This is a genomic window from Sulfitobacter mediterraneus (assembly GCF_003054325.1).
GTDB lineage: Bacteria > Pseudomonadota > Alphaproteobacteria > Rhodobacterales > Rhodobacteraceae > Sulfitobacter > Sulfitobacter mediterraneus.
The window spans coordinates 292,401-316,090 of the sequence record NZ_QBKU01000001.1 but is presented as its reverse complement, the minus strand read 5'-3'; the positions used below and the strand labels follow the sequence as shown (position 1 = coordinate 316,090).

The 23,690-nt window shown below is 58.9% G+C and carries 17 protein-coding genes and 1 tRNA gene; 13 read left to right on the top strand and 5 right to left on the bottom strand.

Annotated features, from left to right (window positions below; genetic code table 11):
• A complete protein-coding gene (locus tag C8N31_RS01670) occupies positions 1-1,494 on the top strand; it encodes an aldehyde dehydrogenase (NADP(+)) (RefSeq protein WP_197021496.1) in 1,494 nt (497 codons plus the stop codon).
• A 175-nt stretch (positions 1,495-1,669) separates the two neighbouring features.
• Here the strand turns inward: C8N31_RS01670 and C8N31_RS01665 are convergent.
• Positions 1,670-1,746, bottom strand: a tRNA-Arg gene (locus tag C8N31_RS01665).
• 124 nt (positions 1,747-1,870) lie between these two features.
• On the opposite strand from C8N31_RS01665, the gene C8N31_RS01660 reads away from it, so the two are divergent.
• Complete coding sequence (locus C8N31_RS01660) at positions 1,871-2,908, top strand: LacI family DNA-binding transcriptional regulator (RefSeq protein ID WP_025047212.1); 1,038 nt, start codon at positions 1,871-1,873, stop codon at positions 2,906-2,908.
• Position 2,909: 1 nt separating this feature from the next.
• On the top strand, positions 2,910-4,109 hold the full coding sequence (locus C8N31_RS01655; protein WP_037917783.1) for a winged helix-turn-helix domain-containing protein: 1,200 nt from the start codon (positions 2,910-2,912) through the stop codon (positions 4,107-4,109).
• 7 nt (positions 4,110-4,116) lie between these two features.
• Here the strand turns inward: C8N31_RS01655 and C8N31_RS01650 are convergent, their stop codons facing one another.
• Complete coding sequence (locus C8N31_RS01650; protein WP_025047210.1) at positions 4,117-4,818, bottom strand: aspartate/glutamate racemase family protein; 702 nt, start codon at positions 4,816-4,818, stop codon at positions 4,117-4,119.
• Positions 4,819-4,988: 170 nt separating this feature from the next.
• Between C8N31_RS01650 and C8N31_RS01645 the strand changes: the two genes are divergently transcribed.
• From C8N31_RS01645 to C8N31_RS01605, 9 genes are all read left to right on the top strand, one after another.
• On the top strand, positions 4,989-6,227 hold the full coding sequence (locus C8N31_RS01645; RefSeq protein ID WP_025047209.1) for an NAD(P)/FAD-dependent oxidoreductase: 1,239 nt from the start codon (positions 4,989-4,991) through the stop codon (positions 6,225-6,227).
• Positions 6,228-6,258: 31 nt separating this feature from the next.
• Complete coding sequence (locus tag C8N31_RS01640; RefSeq protein WP_025047208.1) at positions 6,259-7,248, top strand: TRAP transporter substrate-binding protein; 990 nt, start codon at positions 6,259-6,261, stop codon at positions 7,246-7,248.
• A gap of 105 nt (positions 7,249-7,353) precedes the next feature.
• Positions 7,354-7,878, top strand: coding sequence for a TRAP transporter small permease (locus C8N31_RS01635; RefSeq protein ID WP_025047207.1), 525 nt, complete (start codon positions 7,354-7,356; stop codon positions 7,876-7,878).
• Positions 7,879-7,882: 4 nt separating this feature from the next.
• The gene (locus tag C8N31_RS01630; RefSeq protein WP_025047206.1) at positions 7,883-9,193 is read left to right on the top strand and encodes a TRAP transporter large permease; all 1,311 of its coding nucleotides are present in this window, start codon (positions 7,883-7,885) and stop codon (positions 9,191-9,193) included.
• Positions 9,194-9,204: 11 nt separating this feature from the next.
• Positions 9,205-10,143, top strand: a complete 939-nt coding sequence (locus tag C8N31_RS01625) for a hypothetical protein (RefSeq protein WP_025047205.1) — start codon at positions 9,205-9,207, stop codon at positions 10,141-10,143.
• Positions 10,136-10,873, top strand: coding sequence for a 5-oxoprolinase subunit B family protein (locus C8N31_RS01620; protein WP_025047204.1), 738 nt, complete (start codon positions 10,136-10,138; stop codon positions 10,871-10,873). Before C8N31_RS01625 ends, C8N31_RS01620 begins: the two co-directional genes overlap by 8 nt.
• Positions 10,870-11,898: a 5-oxoprolinase subunit C family protein gene (locus C8N31_RS01615; RefSeq protein ID WP_025047203.1), complete on the top strand. Its 1,029-nt coding sequence runs from the start codon at positions 10,870-10,872 to the stop codon at positions 11,896-11,898. The genes C8N31_RS01620 and C8N31_RS01615 overlap by 4 nt, the downstream gene beginning before the upstream one ends.
• 1 nt (position 11,899) lies before the next feature.
• Complete coding sequence (locus C8N31_RS01610; protein WP_025047202.1) at positions 11,900-12,673, top strand: LamB/YcsF family protein; 774 nt, start codon at positions 11,900-11,902, stop codon at positions 12,671-12,673.
• 4 nt (positions 12,674-12,677) lie between these two features.
• On the top strand, positions 12,678-13,520 hold the full coding sequence (locus C8N31_RS01605; RefSeq protein WP_025047201.1) for a phosphotransferase: 843 nt from the start codon (positions 12,678-12,680) through the stop codon (positions 13,518-13,520).
• On the opposite strand, the gene C8N31_RS01600 is transcribed toward C8N31_RS01605, so the two are convergent.
• Positions 13,505-16,435, bottom strand: coding sequence for an ABC transporter transmembrane domain-containing protein (locus C8N31_RS01600; RefSeq protein WP_249031123.1), 2,931 nt, complete (start codon positions 16,433-16,435; stop codon positions 13,505-13,507). The genes C8N31_RS01605 and C8N31_RS01600 overlap by 16 nt on opposite strands.
• 199 nt (positions 16,436-16,634) lie before the next feature.
• On the opposite strand from C8N31_RS01600, the gene C8N31_RS01595 reads away from it, so the two are divergent.
• Entirely contained in the window at positions 16,635-17,024 is a 390-nt protein-coding gene (locus C8N31_RS01595; protein WP_025047199.1) for a DUF3307 domain-containing protein, read from the top strand.
• Here the strand turns inward: C8N31_RS01595 and C8N31_RS01590 are convergent.
• Both C8N31_RS01590 and C8N31_RS01585 read right to left on the bottom strand, forming a co-directional pair.
• On the bottom strand, positions 17,014-18,732 hold the full coding sequence (locus C8N31_RS01590; RefSeq protein WP_025047198.1) for an adenylate/guanylate cyclase domain-containing protein: 1,719 nt from the start codon (positions 18,730-18,732) through the stop codon (positions 17,014-17,016). The two genes, C8N31_RS01595 and C8N31_RS01590, sit on opposite strands and share 11 nt — an antisense overlap.
• Positions 18,733-18,824: 92 nt before the next feature.
• Positions 18,825-23,672 (bottom strand): PKD domain-containing protein, encoded by a 4,848-nt coding sequence (locus C8N31_RS01585; protein WP_025047197.1) that lies wholly within the window; start codon positions 23,670-23,672, stop codon positions 18,825-18,827.
• Between the last annotated feature and the right edge of the window lie 18 nt (positions 23,673-23,690).

The following is a 23,690-nucleotide window of genomic DNA, read 5'->3' as shown; positions in this document are numbered from 1 at the left end:
GTGATTGAACCAACAGGCCAACACCTGATCGATGGAGATTGGGTCAGTTCTGATGCCAAATTTACAAGCACACCGCTCACCGGCCCTGGTGTTGAGGTCAGTGAAGGCACCGCCGCAGAAGTGGACCGCGCCGCGAAAGCCGCCGAGGCCTGTTTTGCCAGCGTGAGTGCGATGCCGGTCGAACGCCATGCGGCTTTGCTGCGCCGGATCGCGGCGCATATCGACGATCAAGGTGACGCCATCACGGCCTATGGTGTGGCCGAAACTGGCCTGCCCAATGCCCGTTTGGTTGCGGAACGTGGCCGAACGGTCGGGCAGCTGCGTTTGTTTGCCGACTACATCGAAAGTGGTGATCAACTCGACCAACGCCATGATCCCGCTCAGCCAGATCGCAGCCCTGTTCCCGCGCCTGATCTGCGTTTGGTACAGCGCCCCATTGGCCCGGTCGCCGTATTTGGTGCGTCCAATTTTCCACTGGCTTTTTCAACGGCTGGTGGCGACACCGCATCTGCATTGGCCGCTGGATGCCCGGTCATCGTGAAGGGCCATCCTGCCCATCCAGCCACCGGCGAAATCGTCGCGCGTGCCATCGCATCTGCCGTCTCCGACGAAGGCTACCCAGCAGCTATGTTTCAATTGGTCCAAGGCAGCACACACGATCTGGGTCGCGCACTGGTTGAGCATCCACTGATCAGCGCAGTGGGTTTTACTGGCTCACTTGGGGCAGGGCGGGCGCTCTTTGATCTCTGTGCAAGGCGGCCGGTCCCGATCCCATTTTTCGGAGAGCTGGGTTCAATCAATCCGGTCTTTGTCCTGCCCCATGCTTTGGCGGCACGCGGTGCCGAATTAGCCAAGGCTTGGGCGGCATCGTTGACAATGGGTGCCGGGCAGTTTTGCACCAACCCCGGCTTGATCGTATTGCCAAAAGGACCAGAGGGAGATGCGTTTCTCGATGTCGCAGTGGCGGCCCTCCAAGAGGTTGCGGCCCAACCGATGCTGACAACTGGAATTGCCGATGACTTCATCAACAAAACACAACAAATCGCAAAGATGAGCACCTTGGCGTTTCAAGGTCAAACCAAAGACCGTGACGTTACGCCATTCATCAGTTGCGTATCCGCGTCGGAATTTAGCGCAAATCCAGCACTGCGCCACGAAGTGTTCGGTCCATTTGGGCTGGTCGTGCGTACTCCCGATCCGGAATCGACCCTGTCATTGGCCAAGGAACTGGACGGTCAATTGACCTGCACCTTGCAGGTGGATGAAGGGGACGCCCCCGAGGCCCGCCAGCTGTTGGCTATTTTGGAGCGCAAGGCGGGCAGAATCCTCGCCAACGGATTTCCCACCGGAGTAGAGGTGGCATCCGCGATGGTGCATGGCGGTCCATATCCGGCTTCAACCAACTTTGGCCACACGTCTGTTGGTACAATGGCTATCCGCCGTTGGATGCGGCCCGTCAGCTATCTGGATTTGCCCGATTATCTTGTGGCGTGAATTGCAGGTTGTTGAGAGGTTTTCGTACGAAGGAAAGCTCCGGTTCCGGTTGCCGCCGCTCCGGAGCATTCTAGCGGCTTGCATTGACTAGTCCCACCTCGATGCCGCAATTCCGCCCCCTTTTGCTAGGTTCCCATCGGCGTGTTGCGCTACATCCAACGCTTTTGGAAAAAGCTGGCGACCCCGGCAGGATTCGAACCTGCAACCTGCCCCTTAGGAGGGGGCTGCTCTATCCAGTTGAGCCACGGGGCCAGCAGGCTTGGGTTTAGCCCAGCGTTCGGGGCTTGTCATCGGCATATTGAGATCTGTGCAGGCGGCGCTTGATCGTGGGGGGTGCTTCGCGGTAACTGTTTCATATGCATTCAGGAATAGAATTTTGAACACACCCCCAAAACGCCCGCTGACCCTTCGTGATGTATCCGATGCTTGCGGCGTCTCTGAAATGACGGTGAGCCGGGTGTTGCGCAATCGTGGCGATGTATCTGAAGCGACACGTAAAAAGGTTCTGACCGCAGCAAAAGAATTGGGTTATGTGCCCAACCAGATCGCCGGATCGCTGGCTTCGCAACGGGTCAATCTGGTGGCGGTGATCATTCCGTCCCTGTCCAACATGGTCTTCCCCGAGGTTTTGAACGGCGTCAATCAAGTGCTTGAAGACACGCCGTTGCAGCCTGTTGTTGGCGTGACCGATTATCTGCCCGAGAAAGAAGAGCGGGTGCTTTACGAGATGTTGTCGTGGCGTCCGTCCGGCGTGATCATCGCGGGGTTGGAGCATTCCGACGCAACGCGGGCGATGCTGCGCAACGCGGGTATTCCGGTGGTTGAGATCATGGATACCGATGGACGGCCTGTAGATGCGATGGTGGGCATTTCGCACCGCCGCGCCGGGCGCGAGATGGCGAATGCGATCCTCAAGGAAGGATATGAGCATATCGGGTTTATGGGCACCAAGATGCCGTTGGACCACCGGGCCCGTAAGCGGTTCGAAGGGTTCACCGAAGGGTTGGCCAAAGCCGGGGTCGAGATCGAGGATCGAGCCTTCTATTCGGGTGGATCGGCGCTGGCCAAAGGGCGCGAGATGACGCAAGAGATGCTTGAGCGGTCACCTGATCTGGATTTTCTTTATTATTCCAATGACATGATCGGCGCGGGCGGATTGTTGTACTTGATTGATCAGGGCGTGGATATCCCCGGACAGATTGGGCTGGCGGGTTTTAACGGGGTTGAGTTGCTGCAAGGTTTGCCGCGTCAGTTGGCGACCATGGATGCCTGCCGCGCCGAGATCGGGCAGGCCGCAGCACGGATCATTCTGAACCAGACAATAGATGAGCCTGACGCGGATCTGCCGCAGCAGGTCACTTTGACGCCGACGTTGTCGTTCGGTGATACTCTGCGCCGTCATCGCAAACGATAACATGCTGACCCTTTCCAACAGTGCCGCGCGGCGCGTGTTTCTTGACCGGCACCACCTGTCCGGTCTGCCGCAGGGGCCGGGCAAGGGCGATGATCTGCTTGGCCTGATCGAAAACCTTGGCTTTGTGCAACTCGACAGCATCAACACGGTCGCGCGCGCGCATGATCTGATCCTGTTTGCCCGGCGGCAGCGGTATCGGCCCAAGGCGCTTAAGTCCCTTTATGAGAAAGACCGCGCGTTGTTTGAGCATTGGACCCATGACGCGGCTGTGGTTCCGATGTCCTATTACCCCTATTGGCACCTGCGGCGCCAACGCGATGCGGAGCGTTTGCGCGGCCACTGGCGGGACGGGCGGCGTGCTGGGTTTGAGGCGTGTTTTCAGGCGGTTTTGGACCAGATCAAGTCTGACGGCCCAGTGTGTTCTGCCGATGTGGGCAAGGATGAAAAGCGCGGATCAGGTGGCTGGTGGGATTGGCACCCATCCAAGACCGCGTTGGAATATCTGTGGCGCAGTGGGGCGTTGTGCGTAGTTGGCCGCGAGGGGTTTCAGAAACGCTATGACCTGACCGAGCGGGTGCTGGAGCAGCATCTGTGTGATGTCTCGAATGCCCCTGATTTGGACGAGACGATTGATTGGTGCTGTGATCAGGCGTTGGACCGATTGGGTTTTGCCACCCATGGCGAATTGGCCGCGTTCTGGGCGCATATCACCCCGGCTGAGGCGCAGGGGTGGTGCAAGGCAGAATTGGCGGCGGGGCGGCTTGAACAGATCCAGATCACCGGTGTCGATGGCAGCGTCAAGATGGCCTATGCGCGGCCCGGTTTGGCCGAAGATCCGGCGCTCGATTGCGCCCCCACAAACCGTTTGCGCGTTCTTAGCCCGTTTGATCCGGCCCTGCGGGACCGCAAGCGAGCGGAGCGGTTGTTCGGTTTCGATTACCGGATCGAGGTATTCGTGCCTGCCGCCAAACGCAAATATGGCTACTACGTTTTTCCTATCTTGCAAGGCGAACGCTTGGTTGGACGCGTGGATATGAAGGCGTTTCGCGATGAAGATGTGCTGCGGGTGCGGGCGCTTTGGCCGGAGGGTAAGGTCAAATGGGGCACGGGGCGGATTGCCGCATTCGAGGCAGAGCTTGAGCGGATCAAAAAGTTGGCGGGTGTCAGCCGGGTCGCATTTGAGGATGACTGGCTGCGTTAACGAGAGGTTATGGCGTGCCAAATTGGTTTGGCTGCAACCCTTCGTGAAACCACATCAAATAGCTGTAGATCGAAAAGACCGGTCTTTGTGTCGCCGCGGCGATGGCTACGGCATAGGGCACCATATTGGTGCATTCGAGGATGATGGCCCCGACGTCTGGGTGGTCTGTCACAAGGGTATGGGCGGCCCTTACCAGATCGGCGCGGGCGGCGGGCACATCCAAGGTGGGTTGGTTGCCCAGTATTGTCTGGGAAAAGCTGCTGCCGTCTGTGCCTTGAACCGGCACCCCCTGAGGTACGCCCGCTGCAGTCAGGTGGGCCGGCGTCAGTGTGCGGGCTGAGATGGTCAGGACGCCGATGGTTTGACCGGGGGGCAACATGGATTGTATCTGCGCCGATTGTTCAAGCGCGGAGGCGGCCACCGGCACCCCTAATTCCGCTGCAAGGCGGGGCCGGATCAGGGATAGAAACCCGCAGGTGGTGGCAATCCCGCTGCACCCTGACGCGACCAATTCTTGACCCGCAGCCACAAAGGCCTGCACAAATGGTTCTACGTCGTCGCAGACGATGGCTTCAGGCGTGGCGCCTTCAACCACCGCGTATTTCACCGCAAAGGGCCAGGTATTCGGGTTCCCAACATCGCCGAGGATTCGCGGAAATTTGGTGTCCAGCATCAAGATCCCGAGGCGTGCGTCATCGTTGTTGTGCATGTCTATGTCCCGCCAAAGCCCCGCAAACACTGCGGTTTACTGCCACTTCATACAAGGGAAATTCGGCATAATTACAAAATACAAACAAATTGTTGACGTTTTGATATTTTTGACAAGAATGGAGGCAGGGAGAACATCATGGACAGATCTATTTGCACCGGGCTTGCGATGTGACCGGCCATTGCGTGGTCATAGGGGCGGGCATCGTGGGCGTGTCGACAGCGATCTGGCTGCGCCGTGCTGGCGTCGCGGTGACGGTGATTGATCGCGGTGCGCCCGGCACGGGCACCTCTCATGGCAATGCAGGTGTGCTTGCGTCATGTGCCATGGTGCCGGTGACAGGGCCGGGGCTGATGCGCAAAGCGCCGGGAATGTTGCTGGATCGGGATTTCCCATTATTTCTGCGCTGGTCCTATCTGCCGCGCCTGATGCCATGGCTGCGCAAATATCTGGCGGTGGCAAATGATGCGGACACCCGGCGGATTGCCAAAGGTCTGACCACGATAACCGGCGATTCCGTTGAGCAACACAAAAGCCTTTGTGACGAATTGGGTCTCGGCGACTGGGTCAGCGAAAGCGAATATTGCTTTGCCTACAACAGCCGCGCGGCCTTTGAGGCGGAGCATTACGTCTGGGCGCTGCGCAAGGAAGCGGGGTTTGAACCGCGTCTGATCGAAGGGTCAGAGGTGCATGACTATGAGCCTGCATTAGGGCCACAAATCAACACGCTGGCGGTTATGAAAGATCACGGGTTTATCCGCAGCCCCGGCGGATATGTGCAGGCCCTGGCCAAAGCCTTTGAAGAGATGGGCGGCACCGTCATGCAAGCCGAGGTGAAAGATTTCGACCTTTCAGGCGGGCATGTGCGTGGTGTTCAGACTACCGAAGGCACCATTCCTTGCGATGATCTGGTGCTGGCGACAGGCGTTTGGTCGAAACCTTTGATGAAGAAACTGGGCCTGAACATTCCACTTGAGGCCGAACGCGGCTATCATATCGTTTTTGAAGATGCCTCTGGCGCGCCTGCGCGGCCTACGATGATCGCCAGCGGTAAGTTCGTGGCAACGCCTATGGAACAGGGCCTGCGCTGCGCCGGGATTGTGGAGTTGGGCGGGCTTGAGGCCGGACCATCGGATGCACCGCTGGCCTTGCTCAGACGTCAGGCCAAGGCCGCCTTTCCGGGGCTGAAAGCGACAAATGAAATCGAATGGCTGGGGCACAGACCCGCCCCCAGTGACAGCCTGCCGTTGATCGGTGAGGTTGGAAACAGCCGGGTCTTTACGGCCTTCGGGCATCACCACATCGGGTTAACGGGCGGGCCAAAAACGGGCCGCCTTGTGGCCGGATTGATCACCGGGCAGGCGCCAAATACGGACCTGACCGCCTATCACCCACAACGCTTTGAATAGCGTTCAAAAGATCCAAAAAGGGAGAAACTACATGAAACTGACGACAAAACTGATGGCAGGCGTAGCCACGGCCGCCGTGACGCTAACAGCAGCGATGCCGGCGATGGCGTCCGAAAAATGGGATATGCCGATGGCCTATTCCGCGTCCAACTTCCATTCGGAAAATGGTGTGGCCTTTGCCGATTGTGTGCGTGGCGCCACCAATGGCGATATTGATATCACTGTGCATCCGGGCGGTTCGCTGTTTGCGGGTGCAGACATCAAACGCGCAATCCAGACCGGTCAGGTCCAGATTGGCGAGCGTCTGCTGTCTGGTCACCAGAATGAAAACGCTGTGTTCGGCTTTGATTCCGTGCCGTTCCTTGCGCCATCCTTTGACGACAGCGCCAAGCTGTTCAAAGCGGCCAAACCAAAGCTGGACGCGGTTCTGGACGAACAGAACCTCGTGATGCTTTATGCCGTGCCATGGCCGCCACAGGGTCTGTATTTCAACAAAGAAGTGAACAGCGCAGCGGACATGCAAGGCATCAAGTTCCGGTCCTATAACAACGCAACCGCGCGTCTGGCGGAACTGACCGGCATGTTGCCAGTGACCATCGAAGCGGCCGAGATTTCACAGGCCTTTGCAACGGGTGTAGCGGAATCGATGATTTCCTCCGGCGCGACCGGCTATGACCGCAAGGTCTGGGAAAGCCTGAGCCATTTTTATGAAGTCGATGCATGGCTGCCGTACAACTACGTGATGGTGAACAAAGGGGTCTGGGCCGATGTGTCTGACGCCAACAAAACCGCCATCACAACCTGCGCCGGCGAAGCGCAGGCGCGTGGCTTGCAGGCTTCCAAAGACTACACCCAGTTCACCATGGACGGTCTGGCCGCTGGCGGCATGACCGTTGGTCCAGCCGGTGATCAGTTGATGGGCGATCTGCGTGCCGTGGGTGAAACCATGACCGCCGAGTGGCTCGAAGCGGCGGGTGATGATGGCGCAGCCATCGTCGATGGCTTCAAATCTATGAAATAGGCGCATTGCCTAAAACCCTAGAGGGCCGGTGCGCCGGCCCTCTTTGCCCAGCCTTTGCGGCGCTTTGGCACGGCCACCCAGCCTTCTTTTGACAGGGGTCAGATCATGACATTTCTCCGACGGTTCCTCGATTTTCTGTATCTTGCATCCGGCGTTCTTGCCGCGCTTTGCCTGATCTCGATTCTTAGCCTGATTGTGGCGCAAATGCTGGCCCGCTGGATCGGTGAGATCTTTCCTGGTGCGCCCAGTTATGCGGGCTACGCCATGGCCGCAGCGAGCTTTTTCGCCTTTGCAAACGCATTGAACCGGGGTGCGCATATTCGGGTTTCGGTCCTGTTAAACGCGGTGCCGCCGGGCCCGAAAAAGCTGTTGGAGATCTGGTGCTTTGCGCTGGCGGCAGGGATCGCATGGTATTTCACCTATTACGCCTATTGGTTCGTCTATTGGTCGTGGAAATTCAAAGAGGTCTCACAAGGCCAGGACGCAACACATTTGTGGATACCGCAATCGGTGATGGTTCTGGGGGGCGGCCTTTTGGCGATCGCACTTACCGACAACTTGATAAATGTGCTGTTCAAAGGTGAGCACCGCATCAGCCGCGACATCGTCGATCAGGCGCACGGGGAATAAGACCATGACAGAGATTTACGCCATTACGCTTTTCCTTTTTGTGCTGTTTTTCCTTCTGGGCACAGGTGTCTGGGTCGGGCTGGCCCTGATGGGGGTCGCTTGGGTCGGGATGGAGCTGTTTACCACCCGGCCGGTGGGCGACACGATGATCACGACCATTTGGGCCTCATCCAGTTCATGGACATTGACCGCCTTGCCCTTGTTTATCTGGATGGGGGAAATCCTGTATCGCACCCGACTAAGCGAGGACATGTTCAAGGGCCTGTCGCCATGGCTGGCGCGGTTGCCGGGTGGTTTGGTGCATACCAACATCGTGTCTTGTACCGTGTTTGCGGCGGTCTCAGGTTCTTCCGCTGCGACCCTGACCACGGTTGGCAAAATGTCGATCCCGGAACTGCGGGCGCGAAATTATCCAGAAAAGATGATCATCGGCACATTGGCGGGGGCGGCCACTCTGGGTCTGATGATCCCACCTTCGCTGGCGTTGATTGTCTACGGTGTCACCGTAAATGAAAGCATTACCAAGCTGTTCTTTGCAGGTGTGTTTCCTGGCTTGGTCTTGGCGGGCATGTTTATGGCCTATGTTGCCTTTGTCAGCTTCACCTCAAAAGATTGGAACCCGGATGTCGAGACCGGGATGAGTTTTGCCGAAAAGGTCCGAAATTCGCGGTTCCTCTTGCCGGTGTTTGCCCTGATCACTGTGGTCATCGGGTCGATGTATCTGGGTCTGGCGACAGCCACCGAAGCGGCGGCCATCGGGGTCATCGGGGCGCTGGTGTTGGCGATGTTCCAAGGGTCGCTGACCTGGGGCAGTTTCCGCGAAAGTTTGATGGGGGCCACGCGGACTTCTGCAATGATCGCGCTGATCCTTGCGGGCGCAGCATTTTTGAAACTGTCGATGGGTTTTACCGGATTGCCACGGGCGCTGGCTGACGGGATTGCGCTGATGGAACTGACCCGCTTCCAGCTGCTGATGGCGCTTTTGGTGTTTTACATTGTGCTGGGCATGTTCCTTGACGGTATCTCATCGGTTGTCCTGACCATGGCTGTGGTTGAACCGATGGTGCGCGGTGCGGGCATTGACCTGATATGGTTTGGCATCTTTGTGGTTGTGGTGGTCGAGATGGCCCAAATCACGCCGCCCATCGGATTTAACCTTTTTGTGCTGCAAGGCATGACCGATCACGAGATGGGCTATATCACCCGCGCGGCGTTGCCGATGTTTTTTATCATGGTTTTGATGGTCTTTGTCTTGATCTGGTTCCCCGAGATTGCGACATGGCTGCCAGAGAACCTGCGCAGCGGGCCGTCCTGAGACTGTGACCTATGATCCAACGCATTCTATTTGCCGCATCGACCCATGCGCGGCTGTGCCTGATCCTCGGGCTTGCGGGCGGGCTTTTGTTGCCTGCCGTGGCCGGGGCGCTGGTGCCGTGGTTGCCACATATGGTGGCAGGGCTGCTGACGATCACGGCGCTGCGCATTGGCTGGCGCGCGGCAATGGGCGCGGTGGGCGATCTGCGCTGGGGGCTCAGCGCGGTCTTGCTGCTGCAAATGGGCGTGCCGCTGGCGTGCTTGGGCATCATGACCTTGGCCGGTTTCGGCGACAGCCCCGCAACCCTTGCCATTGTGCTGGCCAGTGCTGCCCCAGCCATTGCCGGGTCGGTCAATCTGGCGCTGATCCTCGGGCTGGATGGCGGCCGGATGATGCAGATCTTCGTGCTGGGCACGGCGGCGTTTCCCCTTACTGTTTTGCCGGTTCTGGCGGCGTTGCCGCAGCTTGGTCCGGTCACGGATGTGGTGTTTGCGGCGCTGCGCCTTTTGGTGATTATCGCGGTGTCGGCCGGGGCCGGATTTGTGTTGCGGCGGCTGTTCTTTCCGCGCCCTTCGCGGGATCAGATCAAGGCGCTGGATGGGCTGTCCGTGATCGCCTTTTCCTCAATTGTTGTGGGGCTGATGGCGGCGTTGAACCCCGCCTTGCGCGCCGATCCGGTTGCGGTTTTGTGGTGGGCCTTGTTGGCTTTCGCGATCAGCTATCTGTTGCAACTGTTCACACTACTGGCCCTACGCCACGGCAAACTCAAAGCAGTCGCCGGACCCATCGCTATCGGCGCAGGCAACCGCAATATCGCGATCTTTCTGGTGGCCCTGCCCGCCGAGGTACTGGCCCCGCTGATGGTGTTTATCGGCTGTTGGCAATTGCCGATGTATCTGACGCCGGTGCTCTTGCCGCGCCTTTACAAATGGGCGCTTGGGGATGAGTGACTGGCCTCAAATACGCACCGTCGGACTGTCCGGCATATTGGTCAGCTTTGCCGACAAGATGTCAGAGCCTGCCAATCGCGCCGCGCTGGCCTTTCGCGCGGCTGTGGATGCGGCAGACTGGCCTGAGGTGGCAGAGACCAGCACCTCTTTGATCTCGGTCTTCTTGCAGGTCGATTTGGCACAGGCCGCACCCGAGGGGGTGATTGAAAAGTTGCGAGACCTGCTTGCCCAGGCAAATTGGCTGGATGCACCGCTGCCGGCGGGGCGCACCCTGTGGCATGTGCCGACCGTTTATGGCACAGATCTGGCCCCGCAACTGGAAGAGGCCGCAGAGGCGGCTGGCGTTGATCCCGATACGGCGATCCGCGAATTGTCCACATCGCGGGTGCGGGTTCTGACCATCGGCTTTGCACCCGGCCAGCCCTACATGGGCGAGCTGAGCGAGACTTGGAACATTCCCCGCCAGCAGGCCCTGACCAAATCGGTGCCTGCCGGGGCGCTGGTGGTTGCGATCCGCCAATTGATCATCTTCACCAATGCCTCCCCGACGGGCTGGCGGCACATCGGACAAACGGCGTTCCGCACGTTCCGGCCCGAAGCAAAGCAGCCCTTTGCCCTGTCTCCCGGGGATGAACTGGTGTTTCCGTCCGTGACGCAAGCCGAGCTGGCGAAGATCCGTGCCAAGGACATCAGCGGCAATGGCGGCGCCAGTGCGGAGGCGCTGACATGAGCGGTCATCTGGACATTGTCCAAGCCGGTCCGGGGTTGAGCCTGCAAGATCTGGGCCGCCCCGGCTTTCGGGCGCAGGGGCTAACCATCGGCGGTGCGGCAGATCCGGTCGCGCTTTATGAAGGGGCGGCCATTCTGGGCCAATCTGCCAATTTGGCGGCGTTAGAAATGGCCGGAAGTGGCGGCGCATTCCGGGTCAGTGTGGACATGCGTATTGCTCTGACCGGCGCGGAAATGGCGGCCAACATCGACGGTGATCCGCTGATCTGGAACGCCTCGTATCTGTTGCCTGCCGGTGCGACGCTGACCATCGGCGGGGCACGAAACGGCAGCTATGGATACCTGCATGTGGGCGGTGGATTTGATACATCGCCGCAGATGGGATCACGGTCCAGCCATCTGAGCGCGGGCCTGGGTCGGGCGCTTCAAGCCGGAGACAGCTTGCCGCTGGGCCAAGACGGGACCGGCCAGACGGGGATGACCCTGACTCCGGTCACCCGGTTCGGAGGCGGTGCGGTGCGGGTGGTCGCCTCCATGCAAACAGCGTCTTTTTCGCCAGATACGCGGGACAGGTTTACCCAAACCGAATTTGTGCGGGATGCCCGCGCCAACCGCATGGGTGTGCGGATGGACCAACCGGGCGAGGGATTCACCACCGAAGGACAGCTCACCATCGTGTCCGAAGTCATTGTGCCCGGCGATATCCAAATCACCGGTGATGGCGCGCCTTTTGTGCTGATGTATGAATGCCAGACGACAGGGGGCTATCCGCGCATCGGCACAGTGATCCCTTGTGATCTGCCGCGAGTGGCGCAGGCCCAGACGGGGGCCGCGATCCGGTTTGAATTTGTCGAAATGGCCGAGGCCATCGCACTGCAAACCCGTTTTCTGGCGGAACTGAAGGCGCTGCCATCCAAGGTGACGCCGCTGGTGCGTGATCCGGCCAATATCCGTGACCTGCTAGGTTATCAATTGATCAGCGGTGCGGTTTCTGCCCAAGCAAACCCTTTTGAAGAGGAGAACTAAGATGCCACATGTCGATCTGAACGCGGATATGGGGGAAAGCTTTGGTGCATGGACGTTGGGCGATGATGCTGCGCTGTTAAAGATCGTCACCTCGGCCAATATTGCCTGTGGCGGTCATGCCGGAGATGCGGATGTGATGGCGGCGACCATGACGATGGCTCATCGCAATGGTGTGGGCATTGGCGCGCATCCGGGTTTCATGGACATCGCCGGCTTTGGTCGCAACCGGATGTCCGTGCCGCGTGGAACCTTGCAGAATCAAGTGCGCTATCAGGTGGCTGCAAGCCTTGGCATGGCACGCAGCGTCGGGGCGGAGGTGCGGCATCTCAAGTTGCACGGGGCGATGGCCAATATGTGTGCCGAAGATGAAGATATGGCGCGTGATCTTTACGAGGCAGCGCTGAGCGTTGCGCCGGATTTGATTGTCATGGTGCTGGCCGCCACTGCGCAACAGTCGGCGGTGGAAAAGCTGGGCTGCCTCTGGGCCGGAGAGATCTTTGCCGACCGCGCCTATAACGATGATGCCACGCTGGTCGATCGGTCTCTGCCCGGTGCGGTGATCCATGATGCGGATCTCGCAGGCGCACGTATGGTTGAGATGGTGAAAGCCGGGGCGATCATCACCGAAAGCGGGAAACACATCCCGACCCGGATTGATACGATCTGTTTGCATGGTGATACGGCAGAGGCGGTTGCAATCGCAGCCTCCGTCCGGCGGCAACTGGAAGCGGCGGATGTGTCATTGCGCAGGTTTGATGGCTATCGGGCAAGTTAAAGGAATGGATCGACAGACCCAGGCGCAACTGGCCAAGCTTGCCCCGATCTTTGACGCTCTGGGCGAAAGGGCTGTTGATTTGACGGTGCTGGGCAGCGGGGCGCAGGCCTCGGTCTGGCGCATTCGAACAGACCGGGCTGACTACGCCTTGCGGGTGCTTAAACCCGGCGCACCGGGCCTCAATCCGGCGGTCGATGCCAGATTGCGCAAGGCGCTGGTTGAATGTGGTGCTGCGGTTGTCCGACCGGTATTGACCTCTGATGATGTGGCAACGCCCGAAGTAGCTGCACAATGGGTATTGGATGATTTTGTGGACGGGCGGCCGTTGTCCGGGCCGCTGACGATGCAGCAAGCCGATGATTTGGGCCGTTCCCTATGGGTATTGCACAATTTCGATCATGACAGATGGGCAGATATTCCAGCCAGCTTGCCGGTGCCTTTGTCTGTTTTTGGCGATGGAAATGGTGGTTTCCGAATGGGCGGAGATATGGATCAGTACCAAGGATTGCTGCGCCGTACACTGACTGAGGAAAAGGCCTGTTTGGCGGTTTGTCACGGTGATTTGCATGCGGATCAAGTGCTCCGTAAACGTGATGGCGGGATCGCGATACTGGATTTTGGTTTGGCGCGGCGCTGTGATTATCGTTGGGATCTGGCGGCGATTTTCCTGGCCTATGGACGGGACAGCTTTGATGGAGTTTTAGCGGGCTATCAGGGCAAAACAGCCGTTGATGATGTACTGCCATTTGCGCAGGCATTGGCCATTGCAGCACTGATGCGTGGCCGGGCCAAAGCGGCAGCGGCGCAGGTCTTTTTGAATCAGTACCCCGTTCAGTTGGATACGTAACCCGCGACCACCTGCAACAGCTTGTAAGCGGTGCCAGCATCGCTGCCGACCACATCAAGGAATTCTTCGCCGCCAATGCGCAGGCAGGTCAGCTCCGATTTGGCACGCATGTCCAAGGCACGGGGCACATTGCGGATCAGGCCCAGTTCTCCGACCAGCGCACCGGGGCCGGAGGTCGTGATCAGCAGATCGTCCTCGCCGTCACGAGGCAGCAACAAATCCGCCTCGCCGTCGATCACCAGATAAGCACCTGATGTTGGATCATCGTCTTTGTGAAACACATACTCGCCCGGCTTGGCCTTGTACCAACGGGCCCCAAACGCCAAAAGGCGCAGTTGCTTGCGGGCCAGGCCAGAGAATAGATCGGTTCCTTCGATGGCACGCAATTTACGCGCCAGATCGGCGCTGACGGTGCTGTCTTCATCTTGCGGGGTGGCGCTGGCGATGGATGAAATCCGGCCTGCCTGCATCTCGTAAACGTCTGTAAAATCGTCCGTATTCTCAAAACTGGGCGCAAGACAGATGAGGGTTGTGCGCGGCAAGAGCGCCCGCAGCTTCTGTGGCAGGATGTTCCGAGTTTCGTCGTCAAAACTGGCCAGCACCCCATCAAGGATCAGGATGTGTGGCCGCTTGATCGTGGCGCGGCTGATGGCAAGCGATTCCGTGAGCAAGGCAGGCAGGTTGCCGCCGCCCAAGGTCAGAGGCATCTCAAAAATGAGGTCCAGTACAAGACCATCCAGATCCGCCTTTCGCAGGATGTCGCCGATCAGATCACGCAACTCATCCGCCTTGGACCCGGCGCTGGCCACGATCCGGCCATAGAGCGCGTTCTCTAGCACGGTAAGGCCTGCGACCGGCGCATCGGCATCAATCGGGCTAAGCAGATCGGCCATGCTGGCTTGCAATTGCGCTCCATGCTCCTTGCGGATTTGCAGCACGCGGGTAGTGATCTCTTCGGGGAAAGCGGTGCCGAGTTTGTCGGCGGAAATGACAAATGTCACAGCCAAAAGCCGTGCCTTTTCCTCGCGTTCAAGTTGACCGCCGTCTTGATGTTTGGTCAACAACGCGACCGCATTTTCGTAGGTTTCAGGATCAAGGCCAAGCTTGCGGAACATCGGGTGATCGGTGCCATCCAACCCAAAGATCTGGCGCAGAAGATCAACGATATCGGCGGCGAGTTGCAGCAAATCCGCTTCCAGATGCAGCTCTTCGAGCAGGTTCAGGAACTGCGCCTGTTCGAGCAGGTTTTCCGCAGTGACATGATTGCGCGATGTGGCAAATAGCATGTTTTCGGCAACCGGCAGGCTGGGATTGAACAGATCCTCGCGGAAGAAGTAGACGGCATCGCGCAGGCCGGCATTTTGAACCGCTGTGTCAACCTCAGGCCGGAGCGCGACCAGTGCGCGGGCCAGTTTGGTATGGTCCGTTGCATTGATCCGCTGTTCGACCCCGCGTTTGAACAGGGCCTGATCAATGCCCATCCCGGTGATCAGCTCTAGCCACCACGACCGCAGATCTTCGGGCGAAACTGTCTCTTCGATGTCTTGCCAATCGGCCTCTAACGGATCTGTGCTGTTGCCCGCCCGTGCGCTTTCTGCTGCTGTTTCATCCTGTTCGGCACCCGGTTGCAGTTTCAGGGGCAGCATTACGTTATCGCCAAAGCTGCCGAGGAACATCACCGGGCGCGATGTGGCGTGGCCGATACGTTTGGCGATTGTTGCCTGATGCAGGCCGGACAGTTCCAGATCGCCAACGGTGATCTTGCCCGATGACGGAATAACCTCGCGGACCAGCACCTCTGCCAAGGCGCGGCGGTCTTCGTCGCTGGGCGCTGTGATGGCGATGGAAGTGCCGCCTTCGAAGGTGACATTCAGGTCTTCGAGCACCGGATTTCCATCGGCATCCTGCACGTTGACACCATGCAATTTGACGGTACCTGCAAGATCCTCAAGCTGCTCTGGATAGCCATCAAACAGATCTTCGCGGATCATGCCCTGAGGGGCAAAACGTTCGGTTATGGTTTCCCAGCGTAGGGCCATGTCCTGTGACTGGTTGTAATAGGCCAGCAGTTCTTTCCACGGGCTCGACAGATCCTTGTAGGCTGCCAAAGCTGCAACAAGGGCGCCCACCGTAATCTCACCCTTGATCGCGAGGTATCCGCCAAGAGCATAGAAAAAGAACGGCGTCAGTTGCGAGATGAAGTTATTGACGAACTTCATAAAGAACTTCTTTTGAAAGATCTCAAACCGGATCGCGAAAAGCCGCCCGAGCCGCGATGAGATCATCGCAAGGCGATAGCGCCAGCCGCCGTTCACGCGCAGGGTGCTTGCCCCCGCAGAGCTTTCGCCGATTTCCGAGGCCAGCGCCCGCAGCTGGATCACCCGCTTCTTGTTCAGCTTGTTCACTTGGCGCTGTAATTTGGGGATCAGCCACGCCTGAAGTGGGATGAACGCACAGGCGGCCAGACCAAAAGTAAAGCTTTGTAAAAACAAGAAGCCCAGGATTGTCGCCATCTGGCCTGCTTGCAGCACGGGCTGTGCAACCGCATCGCCCATCAGGCCGCCCATCGGTTCGGATTCAGATGTGACCATCGAAACCAGTTCACCCTGACTGGTGCGCTCAAAATAGGGGGCGGGAAACCGCAGGATGCGGGCGATCAACGTGTAGCGTAGCCGCCGCAATAGGCGTTCGGCCAGCACCCCTTTCATCGTGTTGATCCGCATTTTCATGATGCCATGACCAAAGACGGACAACAAAAATAGCCCGCACAGGAACATTAAGAACGGCACCTGTTGCATCTCATAGCCATAGACGGTGACCGGGCCGCCAGCGCCAATGGCATCATTGATGATCCGCTTGGGCAATTCCAGGGTCAGGTAAAGTAATGGAAACAAGGTCAGCGTCACGGCCAGCAGAATCAGCTGGTCGCGTTTGGAGTATTTCCAGATGAAACTGAACAGCGTGCGTTCGATGGGGCAGATCCAATGTAGAGGTGAAACAAAAGGACTTTGAAAATCATCAACCTCAGAGTCTTAACAACTCCGGGGCGCTAAAATCAATTGATTTGCAGCTTTCGCAGGTTGCGTTAGGATCAAACCCTGAGGGAGGACTTGCGTGACTGCAGAGCTTCAAACCGCTTTGCTCCTGCTGCTTTTGCTGGAGATCAAACATCTGTTTGCGGATTTTTTCCTGCAAACACCGCGCATGTTGTCCGGTCGCGGGCAGTACGCTCATTTGGGTCGGGCGCAGCATGCCGGTTTGCATGCGGTGTTTTCTGTCTGTGCGCTGTTGATCTGCGGTGCGCCGCTGGTGTTTGTTGTGATCCTTTGTCTGGCGGAACTGGTTGTGCACTACCACATTGATTGGGCCAAAGGGGTGCATTCGGACAAGACCGGATATACGCCCACCGATCCGGGGTACTGGCGGGCCTTCGGGGTCGATCAGTTTTTACACCAGCTTACTTATATCGCGATGGTCTGGGCTTGGGCAGTCTTTACGCTGTGACGGCCTTTGCTGCGAAGTTCGGCACCGGATCGGCATAGCCTTTCAGGGCGATTGGCGCCAAAGTTTCAAATGCAACGCCGTCCAGATCGCCGCTGGCATCGCGGGTCGCCTGATCCAACAGAACCTGCCCCGGATCGGCCTTTGAACACAGCCGGGCAGACAGGTTCACCGTGGAACCCAAAACAGTGAAATCCATCCGTTCTCGGGCGCCCATGGCCCCGACAACCACTTCACCGGATGCGATGCCAATGCCGACATGCAGGTTGTAGTCGGGAAACTTCATCAACAGATCTTGCATCGCGCTGGTGATTTTCACCGCACATTGCACCGCGCGTGTTTCCATTTCGTCGCCCTCAAATACCGCAACAAGGGCATCACCGATGAACTTGTCCACGTCACCTTGATGTTCTTCGACGATGTCGGTTTGAACATCAAAATACTGGTTCAATGCCTCAATCACGACCTCGGGCGGCACGCGTTCGGAAAACTCCGTGTAGCCGCGAATATCGGTGAAAATGACAGAGACCCGCCGCCGCTGCCCGCCGCGTGACATGCCTGCTTCATGCGATCCCTGAATGGCGTTCATGGTGCCGTGGCTGACAAATTTCATCAGCTCCAACCGTTCCCCCAGATGGCCGATCATCTGGTTGATCCGGTGAGACAGGTCGCCGATCTCATCGCGGGAATTGACGTCTTGCACACGGGCGCTGAAATCACCGCCACCGACCTTTTCCGCCACGCTGCCAATCTCAAGGATGGGTTTGGTCAGGCGCCGGGCAAAGATCAATGCACCCACACTCGCAATCGCAAACCCCAAAAGGCCAACAATCAGGATCTGTTCTGTGATAGCATTCACCACACCGTAGGCTTGATCCTCGCTTTGTTCGGTCACCACGGCCCATGGAAACCGATTGGGAAAAGCATAAGCGCCCAGCATTTTGGTGCCATCGGTACGGGTATAGCCCTGCAAAGTGTCTGCTCGTGCATTTGCCGTGATCAGGGGCATCGCAGAGCGGACCAAAGACCGGTCTTTCAACGACACAGGCTCTGCGGTCAATACCGTTTGCCCTTGCGGATCAATCACAGAAATTTCCCCACGCGCCGAGAACGGGTGATTGGCCACCAGCGCCGCCATAGACGCAAGATTGATCTTGGCAGCGAATGTGACCTCGCGGCCCGCGATCTTGGTTTCCAGTGGCAAGGCAATGGTTGCGATCCAATCGCCGGTCGCGTCCAGTTGATCAATCAGCGGTTTGCCATAGGCGCCGCGTGCCCGCAGATCAGCTAATAGTTCCGGAGAGGTGCTGAGCGTGGTGACAGGGTCAAGACCCGCCGCATCAAGCCGTTGGGCGAAGCCCTGATCCGGGGCAAGGATTGGCAGTTTTGATCCGTCGATTGCCAGTTGCAGGGCGACCACCTGTGGCAGTTCCTGTATGCCCAGTGTCAGCAAGGACACCTTTTGTTGCACGTCAAGATCGGGGCTGTCGATGCCATTGCGGATCACCTGAAGCGGAGAAAGCCAACGGCCCTGAAATTCGTTGTCGAAGGCGCGGCGCAGTTGGCTGGCAACGGCGGTCAGATCTTCGTTGGCGGCGCTTTTTAGTTCGTCACGTGTCAGCTTGGTCAGGTTCTGGCCAACAATGGCCAGCGGCAGAACGGCAAGCAACGTCGCAAAGAGGAAAAATTTGATGCGTAATGGAAATCTCATGAGCGCACCTTAGAGCAGAAAACAGGCTCTGAATATGGGCTATCTGCCTGCATCGCGCCGCAACGGTTTGACCGCAGCGGCGCGTGTAAAAATCAGTTGCGCGGCAAGGCTGTCACGAGCGCGGTGTCACGGCCGACCCCGCAGGCCAGCCCGGTTGTATCGCGTGCCTCGACCGTCACGGTATAGGTGCCGGGTGTTGCATAGCGGTGACGCGTTACCGCGCCTGTGCCGGTGGCCCCGTCGCCGTAGCTCCACTGCAGGTCGAGCCCTTGGCCATCCGCATCAGAAGCGTTGGATGCGTCAAAATCAGCAACGTCATGGGCCGCGCCCAGTTTTGTTGTGATGTCCGGCCCGGCATCGACGCTGGGTGTGTGGTTAACCAGAACCGCAGCGCGGTCTGTTCCGGTACCGCAGGTCAGGCCACTGTTGTCGGTCACAACCAGATCCACGGTGACAGGACCGGCGGTGTCAAAGCTGCGTTCGACGCGGGGGCCGGTCAGGGTGACGCCATCGCTGAACTTCCACTCGAACTGTTCAATCAACCCGTCCAGATCACCAGATGCGCCCGCATCAAAGACGGTCACATCGCCGGGGCAGACCACACGGTCCGGTCCGGCAAGCGCGGTCGGGGCCGCGTTGACCCGCACATAACGTTCCTCGCGGCGTTGGCTGTTGGCAAGGTTTTTGCCGTCATCCAATGCCACGCTCACCGGGTAAAGACCCGAGTTGGCGAATTGATAGGTCACGTTGGCACCTTCGGCGCGCACGCCCGTGTCGCCAAAGATCCATGCCACCTCGGTGCCCGATGGCACATCCACAGCCCAGGGCAATTCCACGGCGGGGCAGATCCATTGCGGCGCTTCTAGATCGGCAACCGGGGCGGGGTTCACCACGACCTCATGTTCGCGCGTGACGCGGCTGTTGCCGACGCCTGCGTCATCCGTCACGGTCAAAGCCACGCGGTAGGTGCCTGCCTCGGCAAAACGGTGGGCGGGGCGCAGACCTTCGCTGGTGTTGCCGTCGCCAAAGTCCCAGGCGTAGTTGATGATCACGCCATCTGCGTCTTTGGAGGCTCCTGCATCAAAGATCACCGCCTCACCTGCGGCCATGGATTGTGGTCCTTTAATATCGGCGGCGGGCGCCTCATTGACCACAACCTTGCGGGTTGTCTCGATGGTGCTGCACCCTTGATTGCCGCCTGAAAGCTCGGTCTTCAGGGTCGCAAAATAGACGCCGGGTGTTTCAAAGGTGTGCGATACCTCGGCCCCTTCGGCAGTTGTGCCGTCGCTAAAGATCCAGTTGTGAGAGATCACGGAAGCGCCCTCAAGATCGCTGAGATCAATCGAGAAATTGGCGGGCATCCCAGCAGCGGCGCGTTCAGATCCAACAATGGCCTGCGCAGGGGCTGCAACAACCTCAACATTCACGGTGTCGGTGTCCAGCGGGCTACAAGCCCCCAAAGCTTCGCCCGTGATGGTCAGGTTGACCACGTAATTACCCGGCTTCTTGAACCGGTATTCAGGGCGTTCACCGCTGGCCGTTCCGCCGTCACCAAAGGTCCAAGCGAAAGAATTCACAGCCCCATCCGCATCAGTCGATCCAGAGCCATCAAAGCGCACGGCCTGATTGGTGCAGACAGTCATGTCCTCCCCAGCGTCAGAGATCGGCCCTTCGCGGATCAGCGCGGCGATGCGGTCCACGGCTGTGCCCCAGTCGGTGCCAGTGCCATTACGCACGGTCAGGGTGACCGGATAGGCGCCCGGCTGTTCGTAGGTCTTGGACGGGTTCACCAGATCGGAGGTTTCGCCATCGCCAAAGTCCCAAGAGTACAACAGCAAGCTGCCATCGGGATCAGAACTGTCAGAGGCGTCAAACAGGATCGGTTGGCCGGAACACACATCCTTGTTGCCGCCTGCCATCGCAATCGGGCGGGTCTTGATCGTGACAACCGTGGTGTCGATGGCCTTGGCGTTTTTCAGGCCGGTGCCGTCATTGACGCGCAGGGTTACGGGATAGATGCCGGATTTTTCGTAAACATGCGTGACTTGCGCCCCTTCCATCGGGGCAGAGCCGTCACCGAAGTCCCACAGATAGATCAATGCATCGCCATCCGCATCCGAAGAGGCAGAGCCGTCAAAGGAGACCTGCAACACCTCAGTATCGAGGCGCGGTCCGGCTTCGGCCACCGGGGCGTGATTGACCCGAATGGTCAGATCATCGGTATCTGTGGCGTTGGTCACGCCGCTGTCATCGGTCACGACCAATTGCGCGGACCAGACGCCGGGGGTGGTATATGTGCGTTCAAACGCGGAAACGGCGACAGGATCAACGCCATCGTCGAATTCCCACATGTAGCTGATGATCTCACCGTCCGTGTCGTAGGACAGACCACCGTCAAATCGCACCGGATCACCGGGCGCGACCAGCATATCGGCACCCGCTTCGGCCACGGGGGCAGCGTTGACGGTGATCAATGTCTCTGCGGTGTCTGCCGCCGGGCCACCGGAAAAGCCGTCTTTGACAGTCAGGCCAAACCGGTAGAGGCCGGGGCTGGCCAAGGCCACAGCGATGCGCTCGGCAGATTGGGATGTGCCGTCTGGCAGTGACCATTCATGGGTGCTGACCCGGCCATCAGGGTCCAGGGAGGCGCGGCCAGAAAGGATGAACTCCTCATTCGGGGCCACGGTTAGTGGCGGACCTGCATCGGCGATTGGGGTGGCATTGATTGTAATCGTGGTTGTGGCGCGGTCCACGTTCAGTGGTGCGGTGCTTTCGTCGCGGACGACCAAGGCAACTTCATAGATGCCGGGCCGTGCATAGGCGTGCACCGGGGTCGGCCCGTTGCCGGTTTGGCCATCGCCAAAGTCCCATTCGTAGGATGTAATGCCACCTTCGGGATCGGATGATCCGGTGCCATCAAACTGCACTTCGCTGGCGGTGACAAATTGCGCCGGACCTGCGTTTGCCGTCGGGGCGGCATCAATCACGATCTGTTTTTCGATCTTTTGAATGGCCGAGGCTGTGCCGCTGTCATCCGTCACGGTCAGGGTCACGGTATAGATCCCCGGCGCGGTCCAAGCGTATTCGACATTTTCGCCATCCCCCAGCGCGCCATCGCCAAAGGCCCACATGTAGGACAGGATCGACCCATCGGGATCAACGCTGGCCTCCGCAGAAAGCTGGGCCGCTTCTGAGACAGAGACAGGGCGATCAGGGATGGTGAACATCGGCTCAGGCGGCGCATTCACGACCACGATCAGTTGATCCCAGTCATAGTTGTTCTCGACGCCGCTGTCGTCTTTGACGGTCAGGGTGGCATAGTATGTGTCCGGCTTGGTGTAGGTGTGGCTGATGCGGGCGCCTTCTATGATGGTGCCGTCGCCCATGTCCCAAACATAGGTCTTAAGCGCCCCGTCCACATCATAGCTGGCGCTGGCATCGAACAGCAGGGTTTGGCCGGTCTCGGCGGTCTGATCGGTGCCAGCCTCGGCCACAGGGGCAAAGTTGACGGTGATCAGACGGGTTTCTACGCCAAAGTTACAGGGATGATCGCTGTTGTCTTCGACGCGCAGGTTGCTGCGGTAGGTGCCGGGTTTGTCATAGGTTTTCTCGGCATAGCTGCCGGTCGCGCCGGTGCCATCGCCAAAGCTCCAGATGTAGCGGCTGATCGGGCTGTCCGATGGCTCAGAGGTTGAACCGTCAAACGGAACAACCTGACCGGGGGCGACTGTGATCGGATCGCCGGGTTTGGCCGTTGGGCCAGACCGGACATGCACGGGTACGGCAACGCTGGACCCACGGCCCGCACGGGTGCCTTGTTCCATCACCTTGAGTGTCGCGGTGTAGCGGCCCGGCGCATCATAGCGGTGCGCGATCACGGATTGATCGGCGGTTTTGCCATCGCCAAAGTCCCAAATGTAGCTCAGCGGCACCCGCCCTTGCGAGGGGCTGGCGTCAAAGGCCACGGCGCGGCAATCGGCGAGCGGGCTGGCGGTTCCTATGGCGGTTGGACGGGCCGGATCCAGCGCTTTTACCGGCGGCATTTGCAACGCAACGGCGGCACCGTCCTTGTCAAACACCGATACGGTCACATCATTGGGGGTTTCAAACCCGCCCTTAAGGCTCAGCGCCAATGCGCCGGTTTCCGGTGTGGCGCTGTCGATGGACCAATAGTTTTGGCCTGAGATCTGCAACGGGATATCGGTGTAGTCGGTCACAAAGGTCAAATCACCCTTGGCACCATCAAAGTTTTGTACTTTGAACGGTCCCAGTGCAGCGGGGTCTACGGTCACACGGGTGGCGGATGTGCCTGCGCTCCACCGGATGGTGGGTTGATAGGCAAACATCGACAGGTCTTTGGGCGCACGGTTGCGGTCACGCACGGTGCTGATGGCAACAGAGAACCCGTTGCCATCGTTGCCTGCGGTACCATCCACATCAATGCGGAAATAGGCGCGACCATCCATGATCTCACCCTGACGGGCACGCACGGTACCCAATGTCACCCAGCGGCCATCGGTGCCTTTGTCATAGCCATACTCTGACTGCGCCAATTCCTTTCCGGGGTCTGTGGCCAGTGTCGAAATCCGGGCGGGGCGTTCGCGTTCCTGCACCATTGCGGGGCGCGTCGCGCCGGTGAAGGCACCCTCGCCGCCCATGATGCGATAGGTCGTCAAAGAATCGCGTGGCCCGCCATAGGTGAAATCATCATTGCCGCTGGTTTCGGGGTCAAAAAGGCGCACATAGACGCGGCCGGGCGTGTTTTCAGGGATGGAGAACAGGATCTGTTCGCGGTGATCCACGTCGCCTTCGGAACTGGGCGCAGAGACCCCGTAGACCACCAGCAGGCTGGCGGTATCAGCGGTGGTTTGGGCGCTCAGCGGCAGGGCAAACGCCGTGAGGGCGCTGGCAGCCAATGTGATGCGTTTCATCCAGTTCATCGTCTTCCTCCATCCCTC